Genomic DNA, 12,179 nt, shown 5'->3' on the forward strand with positions numbered 1-12,179 from the left:
TTGGCCGGTAGTGGTGTTTGGTCGTGTTCGGGGAGGAATTCCTGCGAGCATGACGGGATGAACCGGTCGTTGCGGCTCGCCCTGGAAGTGGGAGGGACTCTCCTCGCTGGGGGAGGTGCCGTCGTATACCTGATGACGGACACTTTCTCACGCGAGAACGCGGACAAGGTGTCCAGCATCGTGGGTGTGGTGGCCGTGGTGGCATCGCTCGTCGTAGCCCTGGTGTGGACCCGAGATCTGCAGCGGGAGCCGGGGGATCCGGCTGCGGCGCTGGAGGCGCTGGGGCAAGCCGTCCAGGCGCAGTGGAGGGCGGAGCTGGCCAGGTCAGGGGTGGGCGGCAGTGAGGCGTTGGCGATTTCGCTGACAATGCTCGGAGCAAATGAAGCAGCCGAACAGGAAAGCCGGGCTGCAATCATCGGGCAGTTAGCGCATATCGGCGAGATCTTCCGCCGTTTGAGGCCGCGGCGGCTCTTGCTCACCGGGCCGCCGGGGGCCGGGAAGACGACGGCCGCGTTCCTTCTGGTGCGGGACCTCTCGGCTCATCGGGCGCCCGGTGAGCCGGTCCCGGTCTTGGTTCCCATGGCGACCTGGGATCCCGCTCGACGGCCCTTCGAAGACTGGCTGGCCGACCAGATAGCCGAGACCTACGCGCTTTCCTCCGCGGCCGCCCGCGAGCTCGTCGGGCGACGGCAGGTCATCCCGATCCTGGACGGCTTCGACGAACTGCCCGTCCAGAAGGCCGGGCAGGCGCTGCGACGGATGAACGCGGTACTGCACGGGGACGACCCCCTGGTCGTTGTCGCTCGGTACGCGGCCCTCGAACTGGCCGTCCGCAGCAGGCAGGGCGAGAACCTTCAGCGTGCCACCGTCCTGCGGCTGGAACCGGTCGCTCCCGCGCAGGTCGTCCGCTACCTGGAGCGCATCCTCCCGCAAGCGGACTACCCCGGTTGGGATCGGTGGCGCGAACAGCTTGTCCACGAACCGGACCCAGCGCTCGGACGGGCGCTGAGCCGACCGGCGGCCATCGGTCTCGTCCGCGCGGCGTACCTGGACGCGCGGCTTCCGCTGCCCGATCTCGGCTCCCTGACCGTGCCGCAGATCATCGAGCGTTTGTACGCCGACTGGATCGAGCGGCTGTATCCGGGCGGAGGGAGGGAGCGGCTCTGGTTGAGCAGGGTGGCCCGTCTGACCGAACGGGAAAACGCCGGATTCAGGTGGTGGCGCCTGTCCCGGCTACTACCTCGCTGGGCCCGAGTCCTGTCGGTCGGGATTCTCGATGCCGTCGTGGGATCGGTCCTGATGGCGGCGTTCTTCGGGGCGGGCGGACCTAGCGACGTCGTCTCGGACGTGGCGGGGGCGAGGTGGCTGGCCCTGATCGCCATGGCCGGTCTCTGGGACGAGTTCGCCAAGATCAGAAACCCGGTGCCGCGGCGGAACGCCGAGCCGCGTGCGTGGCTGCGCCGCAGGGTCCTCGTGCGAGGCGGTATCGCGGTCGTCGCCGGTGTCGCCGCGGGGCTCACGTCCGGCTTCCTGGGGCCGGAGGCCGGGCCCCGAACCGGCCTCTTCCTGGGCGTGTGGACCGCCTGGGGCGTCATGTCGGTCTCGGCCGTCTGGTTCTACGCGATGACGGTCGCGGTCCTCGCCGTCCGGGGCGCGCTGCCGTTCCGGCCGCTGTGGTTCCTGGAGAAAGCGCGACGGCAGGGCGTGATGCGCGCCGCGGGCGGCGCCTACCAGTTCCGGTTCCGGGAGATCCAGGACCTGCTCGCCGCGGACGAGCCCGATCGTCGCGTATGGACGCCTCCCGGACCCGGACGACCCCAGACCGGGGACGGTGCGACACGGCCGGACGGCCCCGCGGTCTTCGAATGGTCCGTGCGCGAGTCGGAGCCTTCGGACCGGCGGACGCCCCGGCCCCCACCCGTTTCCTTTGCGCCGGACGGCGACGCCCCCGTGTCCCGGCCTGAGCGGCTCGACGTGTTCGCGCGCGAGGCCGTGTTGCGTGAGGTTCTCGTCCTGCCGGAGGTGTTGCGGCGGGTCGACCAGCGCACCCCCGTGGAGTCCCGCGCGCGGCTGCGGACGCTGGCCGCCGAGCTGCTCGATCACGACCCGCTCGCCGTGGAGTCCCCCGCCCGCGACCGGGGGCAGCGGTTCGACGAGGCCCTGCAGGCGTTCGAGAAGGCGGCGGACCTGCCGTTCCTGAGCCGGTTCGGCACCGCCTACCTCCTCGCCGCCGGATCGGCGGGCGCCGCGCTCGTCGGGCTGTTCGCCGCCCGGAGCCTATGGCCGTGGACGCCCGACGCGATCTTCGCCACGTCGGTGGCTCTGCTTCTGTCGGTGTTCCTGTGGGTGTCGTTCCGCAGGCACGCGGCACAGCGCCGGGCGCTGCGGTCGCGCGATCCGGCCCAGTGGCTCCAGCTGGACGAGCTTCCGCACCTGCGGCTCGTCCTGGACCGCACCTATCGCGACTGGATCAGGGCCATGGCCCGGGACGGTCTCCTGCCCCTGCTGACCGCGCGTCTGGGCGAGGATCCGCCCACGTACACGACCGAGCTTCACGGGCTGGAGCTCGAACCGCTCAGCGGGACGGACGATCGCGACGACCATTTCGTCGAGACCGCCGCCAGCCGCCATGTCGCCCTCCTCATCGAGGAGCTGAGCAGCGCCAGCATCGGGATCAGCGGCGCTCGCGGCGCGGGCAAGAGCACCGTCCTGCGGCAGCTCTGCGACCCGGAGCGGCACCCGGACGACGACCTACGGCTGCTCGTCCACGCCCCGACCGCCTACGATTCGCGCGAGTTCCTGACGCACCTGTTCGTCCGCGTCTGCGAGCGGATCGTGGGGGACCAGGCGCCCAAGCCGCCACCGGCCCGGCGCATCAGGATGCTGACGATGAAGGTGCTCCCGTGGGCCTCCATCGCCGCCGGGCTCGCCCTGATCGTCGGGACGCTCTACCGGGGCAGGATCCGCGATCTGGTGCGTCACCTGCCGGACGAGGCGCGGGTCTACCTGCTCGTCACCGGCGGTGTGCTGATCGTGGCGGGACTCGCGGTCGCGCTGCTGCTGAACCGCAGGCCGCAGTTGCGGAGCATGACACGCGCGCAGGTCTCCGCGTACGCCCACCTGCGGCGGCTGAGGTACCAGCAGGCGGTGACCCGGACCTCGCTCGGGGAGGTGGGGCTTCCGGGCGGCGCCAAGGTCGGCGGGCAGCTCGCCGTCCAGCAGACCGAGCAGGGTCAGAGCCTGCCCGGCATGGTGTCCGATCTCAAGGAGCTGCTCACGCTGGTCGGGACCGAGCGGCGCGCGGACCGCAACAAGGTCGTCATCGGGGTGGACGAGCTGGACAAGATCGCGACGGCGGGCGAGGCGGAGCAGTTCCTCAACGACCTCAAGGTGATCTTCGGGGTGCCCGGCTGCTACTTCCTCGTGACCGTCTCCGAGGACGCCCTCGCCGCGTTCGGACGGCGCACCCTCTCGGTCCGCGACACCTTCGACAGCGCCTTCGACACGGTCGTGGAGATCCCGCCGCTGCGCGGGAACGAAGCCCTCGCCCTGCTGGGCCGGCGCGGCGTGCCCCTCCCGGCGCCGTACGTGTGGCTCTGCCACGTGATGACCGCGGGCCTGGCCCGCGACCTCATCCGGTCGGTGCGCGGGCTCGCCGCCGCGTCGGCCGAGGGCGACCGGCGGCCGCGTCCGGACGGGACGTCCGGCGAAGCCCGCCGCGAGCTCACGCACCTCGCCCACAAGATGATCGCCCGGGACGTGGCCGAGGTCATGGAGGCCCAGCTGCGCGGGGCGGCCGCCGCCGAGGAGGAGGGGACGGCCGTCCTGCTGGAATGGCTGGCCGCGTGCGCCGACGTCCCCATCACCTCGGTGGAACTCGAGGCGATCATCGCCGACATGCCGGAGCACCGCCTCAGCCTCCACGCGCGGACCCTCGCCGTGCAGGCCAGGGCCTATCTCGCGATCACCGCGATCCTCGTGCGGTTGTTCGTCGAGCATCCGCGGGAGTCCGCGGACTGGCTGCGCGACCTGGCCGGACGGCCCGGCGAGCGGCATCCGCTCGACCGGCTCGCCGAGATCAGGGGGCTGCTCGCGAACCATCCGCAACTGGCGTGGCACGCGGTGCTCAGACTCCGCCGCGAGGCCACGTGGCCCGTGCCTCTTCCGCCACTCGTGACATCGCCAGGGGGCTGAACCGAAATCCACGAAACACGTGTCCTTACCTGCGGCCGTTTCTGAATCTCCAGTAGGCGGTCGTCAGGAAGAGGACGGTGTAGCCGAGCAGGGTTGCCGCGGCCAGGGCGGTGGACGGGGTGCGGGCGGCGGGCGGGCCGGTGATCGGGCGGATCGTGGTGAGGGCCTCGGCCGCGTTGACCAGGAGCAGTTTGCTCGGGAGGGTCGAGATTCCCTCGACCGCCCGTGCGACCGGCCAGGCCAGGAAGACGAGTCCGAACATGACGGCCATCGCCCCGGCGGTGTGCCGGATCAGCGCGCCGACCGCGAACCCGACCAGCGTCACCACGGTCATGTAGACGGCGGCGCACACGACGGCCCGCAGCACGCCGGGATCGTCCAGCGAGACCGAGGCGTGGTGCCCGGACAGGACGGCCTGGCCGAGCAGGAACGCGGTGAACGCGGTGACCGTGCAGATCGCCAGCGTGAAGGCCGCGAGGACGGCGATCTTGGCGGCGTACACGGTGCGTCGTCGCGGCACGGCCAGGAAGGTGGTGTCGATCAGCCCCGTCCCGTACTCGGAGCTGATCGCCAGCACGCCGAGCGCCGCGAACGCCAGCTCGGCGAACTGGAACCCGGCGAACGACTCGCTCACCGGGTCGAGCGAGGCCGGATCGGTGGCCGTCCAGTCGATGGAGGAGACGTCCAGGAGCCCGATGCCGAGGCCCAGCAGGATCGCGACGCCGGGGACGAGGACGGTCGAGCGGACCGTCCGGAACTTGGCCCATTCGGCCCGGAGCGCGGCCTTCACCGGTCACCCGCCCGGTACTCGACGGCCTGGTCGGTCAGCCGCAGGTAGGCGTCTTCGAGCGACCCCTCGCCCAGCGCGTCCGGTGGCGCGTCGGCCAGCAGCCGGCCGCGGCCGATCACCACCACGTGGTCGGCGGTCAGGGCCATCTCGCTGATCAGGTGGCTGGAGACCAGGACCGTCCGGCCTCGCGCGGCCAGGTCCCGCAGCAGGTCGCGGGTCCAGCGGACGCCCTCGGGGTCCAGGCCGTTGACCGGTTCGTCCAGGATCAGGATCGGCGGGTCGGCCAGCAGCGCCGAGGCCAGGCCGAGCCGCTGCCGCATGCCCAGCGAGAAGCCGCCGACGCGGCGGCCCGCGACCCCGGCCAGCCCGGTGAGCTCCAGGACCTCGGCGATCCGCGACCGCTCCAGCCCGGCCGCGGCCGCCAGCCAGCCCAGGTGGGCCCGCGCGGTCCGTCCCGGATGGACGGCGCCCGCGTCCAGCAGGGCCCCGACCTCCTGGAGGGGACGGGCGAGCGTGGGGTAGGGACGGCCGTTGACCAGCGCGGCCCCGGAGTCCGGACGTTCGAGGCCGAGCAGAAGCCGCATCGTGGTGGTTTTGCCCGCGCCGTTCGGGCCGAGGAAGCCCGTGACCCGGCCGGGGTGGATCGTGACGGACAGCCGGTCGACGGCGGTGGTCCGCCCGTAGGTCTTGGTGACCTCGCGCAGTTCGAGCACCCGTACCTCCTTCGTAGGTGCCTCCACCGTGTCGGCCGGGGTGCGGCTCGCGCGTCGGCCCTCGGAGCGGTCTCCGGACCCTGCCCACGGGCCCGGTCCTGTGCCTGCGGGCATAGACCTCCGGAGGGATGTGGACGCGGCGAGAGCCCGCTTACGCTGGGGCGATGAACGATCGCCCGGAGGCCGCGCACGAAGCGACCCCGGTCGTGCGCTCGGCGGATCGGGTGAAGGCCGCCGTCAGGGCCGTCCTCGCACCGCCCGTACGAGACCGGGTGGCGGCGGTCGCGTTCGCGGCGCCCGCGACGCTGATGATGGGCAACCACGCCGACCAGGGCGTGATCAGGGCGCTCGCGCTCGCCGCCGGGGTCGTGCTGTTCTCGCTGCCCATCGCGCTCGGACGCCGCCGTCCGCTGCTCGCGCTCGGGCTGCTGCTGACCGGGCTCTGCCTGGTCGGCGCGGCCGACCCGCCCTCGACGGTGGCCGGGTTGACGGCGCTCGGCTACGTCCTGTGGCCCCTGGCGGCGGGCCGCTACGCCTACGCCGCCCTCGCCCTCGCGGTGGCCTGCGCCTGGACGACGGCGCTGCCCGACTTCCGGCACCGGGGCGGCGCGGTCGTGTTCACCCTGCTCTACCTGGTGATCTGGACGGCCGGGCACGCGCTGGGCATCCAGCGCCGCCAGGCTCGGAACCGCGCGGAGCGGGCGGCGACCGACGAACGGCTCCGGATCGCCCGGGAGATGCACGACCTGCTCGCGCACGGCATGAGCGTCATCACCGTCCAGGCCGGGTACGGCGCGCTGATCGCCCTCGACCAGCCCGACAAGGCCCAAGCGGCGCTGACCACGATCGAGACGACGGGACGGCAGACGCTCACGGAGCTGCGCGCGCTCCTGCACGTCCTGCGTCCCACCGACACGGGTACCGATGTCGGTCTCGAACCCGCGCCTGGCCTGGGCGAGCTCCAACGACTGGTCGACCGGACGGCCGAGGCCGGCGTCCGAACGGCGCTCGAACTGGACGGCCCGCTCGCCGGCCTGCCTCCGGCCCTCGACCTGTCGGCCTACCGGATCGCGCAGGAGGCCCTCACCAACGTCGTCAGGCACGCCGGGATCGATCACGCCCACCTCCTGATCCGGCGCACGCCCGACGCCCTCACCGTCCAGGTCACCGACCGCGGCGGCGGGGCGGGGCGCGGGTACCGTCCCGGACACGGCCTGCTCGGCATGCGCGAACGCGCGCTCGTCCACGGCGGCACGCTCGACGCGGCCCCGCTCCCCGAGGGCGGCTTCCGGGTCAGGGCCGTCCTCCCGCTCACCGCATGATCAGGGTCCTCGTGGCCGACGACCAGGCGCTCGTGCGGGCGGGCCTGGCCGGGATCATCGGCACCGCGCCCGATCTCCAGGTCGTCGGCGAGGCGGCCGACGGGGCGCGGGCCGTCGCACTGGCGGGTGAGCTGCGTCCCGACGTCGTGCTCATGGACATCCGGATGCCCGGTATGGACGGCCTGGAGGCCACCCGGCGGATCACCGGCTCCCGCGTCCTGATCCTCACCACCTTCGACCTGGACCAGTACGTCTACGCGGCCCTTCGCGGGGGAGCCAGCGGCTTCCTGCTCAAGGACGCCCCGCCCCGCGAGCTGCTCGACGCGATCAGGATCATCGACCGCGGCGACGCGCTGCTGTCCCCGTCCATCACCCGACGCCTCATCAGCGCGTTCGCCGCCCGGCCGTCGCCGCCCGATCCGGGCTCCCTCCCCCACCTCACCGCGCGGGAACGCGACGTCCTCCTCCTGGTGGCGGACGGCCTGTCGAACGCCGAGATCGCCACCGAACTCGGCATCGCCCCGGGCACGGTCCGCGCCCACGTCGCCGCCCTGCTCAGCAAACTCAAGGCCCGCGACCGCATCCAACTGGTGATCCTCACCCACCGCGCGGGTCTGATCTCCTGAGCGCTCCCCCGACGGGATGGCCGTGCCGGTCAGGCGTTGTGGTCTTCTGGCGGCGGCAGGTAGGGGCCGAAGTGGTCGGCGACGATGGCGGCGACGGCGGCGGCGTCCTGGGTTCCGTCGACCTCGATCACCCGGATGCCGAGGCGTCGCGCGGAACGGACGGCGTCCTCGGCGACGAGGCGGTCCCGCTCCAAGCGGTTGCTCTGCGCCCGTTCGGGGTCGCTGACGCCATGGCTGACGGTCGCGGTCCGTGGGAGTTCGCGGAGCTGGCGCTCGCGGAACGCCTGGGTGGGCACCATGACGACCATCCGCCGGGGCGAGTCGATGATCGGGGCGACCAGTTCGGGGCGGAGGCCCCAGCCTTCGGCGATGACGGGACGTCCGGAGACCAGGCAGCGCAGGTCGTCCAAGGCCCATTCGAACCGGACCGGGAAACCTTCTAGGGTTTCGGCAGCCATTTCCTGCGGGGTGGTGTTCACCCATGTCTGGTCAGGGTCCGGGTCGGCGGGTGACTGGCCGAGTTTGACGCGGCGGGCGATCCGGCGGTCGTTGTGGCCGCGGGCGTCGTGGTGGTCGTAGTGGTAGGCGGTCAGCCCGTAACGGTGGGCCAGCAGCCGGGCGACGGTGGACTTGCCCGCCCATTGCCCGCCGCTGATCCACCGGACCCGGCGAAGGGTGCCGAACGGATCCCACAAGTCGTTTCTGGTCACAGGTCTCCTCGGGTGCGGCCGCCGACGTCTGCCGCGTAGATCATCCAGCCTCCGGGCGCGGACGTCACAGGGTGATGCCCTGGTCGGTCCGTGCGCGCCACTTACGCGGTCCTCGGGGACGGAGCCGAAGGCGTCCAGGAGTCGTGCGCAGGGTGACGACACGTAGGTTTGCGTAGCCGTCGCATTCTGCTGGCCCCTAAGGTCTGTGCTGCGTAGTGGCGGACATCGCCCGTCGGGAGCCGCATGCGGCTCACAAGATCACCTGGACGGATCGGTATGGTCGCATGACGTCGAATAAGGTTGACACAACGCTCCCCCACTCGGCGCGCGCCTACGGGTGGATGTTGGGATTAAAGGACAACTTCTCCGCCGACCGGGAGTTCCTGCTCAATCTGCTGCCGAACTTCCCCGAGTGCTTGGACATCTCTCGCCAGAACCGGCAGTTTCTGTATCGGGCCGTGAGCAGTCAGCCGGTGGCGGTGCTGTACCTCTCGGTCGGGCACCACCTCAAGGACGATCCTGGCGGCGGTCTGGCGGGAGCGCGCGACACCTTGCACGCCGTCATCGACCATGCCGCGACCGGCAGCCACATCGCCGCGTCCCAGGTCGTCTGCGACGACCCGGTCCGGGGCCTGGCATTCGGCTCCGCCATCGACGCCGCCGGTATTCCCTGGCAGTCCCGAACTCCCGAGGAGTTCACGGCCCTGCTGGACGGCCTCACCCCTCTCGACCCCGGACTGGTGAATCTCAAGGAATGGCGGCCCGACCCCGCCCAACCGCAACTCCCCTCCGTCGACCCCGCCCTCAAGCCATTCGAGGGCCGCGCCCAAGGCTCCAACCTCTACGAATACAGTGGCGTTCTGATGCTGTAGCCTCGCCTGCTCTCGGACGTTCGGATTCAGCGGCTCAGGGTGGTCTCCTGCCCCACGCGCGACAGTTTCTCGGGATTGCGGACGTGGTAGGCGCCGGTGACATAGCTGTTCTCGACCCGTACCGCCACCACGCCGTCGATCTCCCCATCGGCGCGGACGAGCAGCCCCGGGCCGCCATTGACCTGCACCAGTTCGACCGACCTTTCGACGTCGTCCTTCCACCAACCGGCGGCCAATAGGCGAGCCACTTTGTCGGCGCCCACGATGGGACGCGGCAGGGCATGCCTGACGCCGCCGCCGTCGCTCAGGGCGACGACATCCGGCGCGAGGATGTCGAGCAGGCTTTGCAGCTCGCCCGTCTCGACCGCTCGCTGGAATGCCTGGAGCGCGGCTCTCGTCTCGGCCGGGGAGGCGACGCCGCGGGGTCGGCGCTCGGCGACGTGTCCCCGCGCCCGGTAGGCGAGCTGGCGGACCGCGGCCGGGCTCTTGCCGACGGCCTCGGCGATCTCCTCATAGGCCAGATCGAACACCTCGCGCAACACGAACACCGCCCGCTCGGTCGGCGCCAGCGTCTCCAGCACCAGCAGCATCGCCATGGAGACGCTGTCGGCGAGTTCGACGTCCTCGGCCACGTCCGGCGCCGTCAGCAACGGCTCGGGCAACCACGGACCGACGTAGGACTCCTTCCGCCGCCCGAGCGCGCGCAGACGGTCCAGAGCCTGCCGGGTGACGATCCGCACCAGGTAGGCCCGCTGCTCCCGGACGGCGGCCAGGTCGACGTCCACCCAGCGCAACCAGGTCTCCTGGAGGACGTCCTCGGCGTCGGCGGCCGAACCGAGCATCTCGTAGGCGACGGTGAAGAGCAGGTTCCGGTGGGCGACGAACACCTCGGTCGCCGCGTCCGCCGCGTTCGCTGAGCCCGCCCGGTCGGGCGGCTCGGCCGTGCCCGGGGTCCGTTCGCTGCGCTGGCTCATACCCGGCTCCCACCTGCTGGTTCTCAGCCCTTTCCACACACTGGACGCCGTTCCCCGCCATTTCGTAACACGCGCGACCGGTGGCCTACGTCACACGTCCTCGACCGTTACGGGGGCCGGGGCACCGCCGTCTCGTGTTCGTCAGGACCCTGCGCGCAACACCCGAACCGCGAGTTCGGCGCGCCGCCGTACAACGGAGAAGGTAAGACGAACATGGCCGATGCAGCCTCGCCCGAGAACGTCCCCGGCAGTCAGGTCAGCCCCGATGGCCCCGTCCCCGAAGGAGGAGGAGGAGGAGGGGACGGCTCGCCGCGGCCCGATCCCCGCCGCTGGTGGGCCCTGGCGGTCATCGCGCTCGCCCAGTTGGTCGTGATGCTGGACATGACCGTCGTCAACATCGCCCTGCCGTCCGCCCAGCGGGACCTCGGCATGACCGACGGCAACCGGCAGTGGGCGATCACCGCCTACACCCTCGCCTTCGGCGGCCTGCTGCTGGTCGGCGGCCGCGCCGGCGACCTGTTCGGCCGGAGGCGCGCCTTCATCGTCGGTCTGACCGGGTTCGCCGCGGCGTCCGCGCTGGGAGGCGCCGCCACCGGCCCCGGCATGCTCTTCGCGGCCCGCGCGCTGCAGGGCGTCTTCGCCGCGCTGCTGGCCCCCGCCGCGCTGTCCCTGATGACCACGACGTTCACCGACCCGCGCGACCGCGGCAAGGCGTTCGGCGTGTTCGGCGCCGTCGCCGGCGCCGGGAGCGCCGTCGGCATGCTGGTCGGCGGCTCCCTGACCGAGTACCTGGACTGGCGCTGGTGCCTGTACGTCAACGTCCCGGTGGCCGCCCTCGCGGTGCTGGGCGCGGTCGTGATGCTCAAGGAGCCGGGCCGCGAGTCCGGGTCCCGGCTGGACGTCCTCGGCGCCGTGCTGGGCTCCGCCGGTGTGCTGTCCGTCGTGTACGGCTTCAGCGAGGCCGAGTCGCGCGACTGGGACGACCCCAGGGTCCTGGCCCTGCTCGTCGGCGGCGTCGCGATCCTCGGGATCTTCTCCCTGTGGCAGACCCGCGCCCGGACGCCGCTGCTCCCCCTGCACATCGTCAAGGACCGCCAGCGGGCGGGCGCCTACCTGACGATGGGTCTGGTGACCATCGCCATGTTCGGCGTCTTCCTGTTCCTGACCTATTACCTGCAGGGCATCAAGGGCTGGTCGCCGCTGAAGACCGGCGTGGCCTACCTGCCGATGACCGCCTGCATGATCATCGGGTCCACCCAGATCTCGGCGCGGCTCCTGCGGCGGGCGCCGGCGCGGGCGCTGATCGTGCCGGGCCTGGCGCTGGGCGTCGGCGGGCTCGCCTTCCTGGCCTCGATGGACGCCGACAGCACCTACCTCGGCCGCGTCCTGCCCGGCATCTGCCTGACGGGCCTCGGCATGGGCACCACCTTCATGGCGGCCATCGCCACGGCCACCGGGCGGGTCGCCCCGCACGAGCAGGGCGCGGCCTCCGCCACCCTCAACACCATGCAGCAGGTGGGCGGGTCGGTCGGCACCGCGCTGCTCAACGCGATCGCCGCCGGGGCAACCACGGACTGGCTGACAAGCCACAGGATCGTCCCCGTCGAGCGGACGCCGCAGGTGGAGGCGGCGCTGGCGGAGGCGACGGTGCACGGCTACTCGGTGGCGACGTGGACTTCCGCGGGCATCATGCTGCTGGCGGCGGTGATCGCGGGCGTCCTCGTCAACGCCAAGGCACCGGGACGGCAGGCCGACGCGGCGGCCGACCGGACGGGCGCCGACCGCGAGGCCGGGGTCCTCGACGCGCCGGTCAGCGCGGGATAGCGGTCGACGCGAACTGCGGAGTCGAGCCCCTGCCCCAGGACCCGCGTCTTGGGGCAGGGGTCCCCTTATCGGTACGACCGAAATTGATGAACAATCGGAAGTCGCAAGGGGGACCCACTTGATCAATTTCGAGCGGCGGCGGTCGCTCATATCC

The 12,179-nt window shown here is 71.8% G+C and carries 9 protein-coding genes; 5 read left to right on the forward strand and 4 right to left on the reverse strand.

The annotated features are described in order from the left end of the window. Positions 1 to 366: 366 nt before the first annotated feature. Positions 367 to 4,194, forward strand: coding sequence for an NACHT domain-containing protein (locus tag FXF68_RS02280; RefSeq protein ID WP_246178417.1), 3,828 nt, complete (start codon positions 367 to 369; stop codon positions 4,192 to 4,194). A 25-nt stretch (positions 4,195 to 4,219) separates the two neighbouring features. Here the strand turns inward: FXF68_RS02280 and FXF68_RS02285 are convergent, their stop codons facing one another. Both FXF68_RS02285 and FXF68_RS02290 read right to left on the reverse strand, forming a co-directional pair. After that, entirely contained in the window at positions 4,220 to 4,984 is a 765-nt protein-coding gene (locus tag FXF68_RS02285; protein WP_148757222.1) for an ABC transporter permease, read from the reverse strand. Further along, the gene (locus FXF68_RS02290; protein ID WP_148757223.1) at positions 4,981 to 5,697 is read right to left on the reverse strand and encodes an ABC transporter ATP-binding protein; all 717 of its coding nucleotides are present in this window, start codon (positions 5,695 to 5,697) and stop codon (positions 4,981 to 4,983) included. The genes FXF68_RS02285 and FXF68_RS02290 overlap by 4 nt, the downstream gene beginning before the upstream one ends. 164 nt (positions 5,698 to 5,861) lie before the next feature. On the opposite strand from FXF68_RS02290, the gene FXF68_RS02295 reads away from it, so the two are divergent. Next, positions 5,862 to 7,019 (forward strand): sensor histidine kinase, encoded by a 1,158-nt coding sequence (locus FXF68_RS02295; RefSeq protein ID WP_148757224.1) that lies wholly within the window; start codon positions 5,862 to 5,864, stop codon positions 7,017 to 7,019. After that, entirely contained in the window at positions 7,016 to 7,645 is a 630-nt protein-coding gene (locus FXF68_RS02300; protein WP_148757225.1) for a response regulator, read from the forward strand. Before FXF68_RS02295 ends, FXF68_RS02300 begins: the two co-directional genes overlap by 4 nt. Positions 7,646 to 7,674: 29 nt before the next feature. Here the strand turns inward: FXF68_RS02300 and FXF68_RS02305 are convergent, their stop codons facing one another. After that, entirely contained in the window at positions 7,675 to 8,355 is a 681-nt protein-coding gene (locus FXF68_RS02305) for a hypothetical protein (RefSeq protein WP_187437672.1), read from the reverse strand. 284 nt (positions 8,356 to 8,639) lie between these two features. Between FXF68_RS02305 and FXF68_RS02310 the strand changes: the two genes are divergently transcribed. Next, positions 8,640 to 9,227, forward strand: coding sequence for an SAM-dependent methyltransferase (locus FXF68_RS02310; RefSeq protein ID WP_148758157.1), 588 nt, complete (start codon positions 8,640 to 8,642; stop codon positions 9,225 to 9,227). A 26-nt stretch (positions 9,228 to 9,253) separates the two neighbouring features. Here FXF68_RS02310 and FXF68_RS02315 read toward each other — a convergent pair whose 3' ends face one another. Next, positions 9,254 to 10,201, reverse strand: coding sequence for an RNA polymerase sigma-70 factor (locus FXF68_RS02315; RefSeq protein WP_148757226.1), 948 nt, complete (start codon positions 10,199 to 10,201; stop codon positions 9,254 to 9,256). 213 nt (positions 10,202 to 10,414) lie between these two features. On the opposite strand from FXF68_RS02315, the gene FXF68_RS02320 reads away from it, so the two are divergent. Beyond that, complete coding sequence (locus FXF68_RS02320) at positions 10,415 to 12,025, forward strand: MFS transporter (RefSeq protein WP_148757227.1); 1,611 nt, start codon at positions 10,415 to 10,417, stop codon at positions 12,023 to 12,025. The last annotated feature ends 154 nt before the right edge of the window (positions 12,026 to 12,179 follow it).

This window comes from Actinomadura decatromicini, from assembly GCF_008121305.1.
Classification (GTDB): domain Bacteria; phylum Actinomycetota; class Actinomycetes; order Streptosporangiales; family Streptosporangiaceae; genus Spirillospora; species Spirillospora syzygii.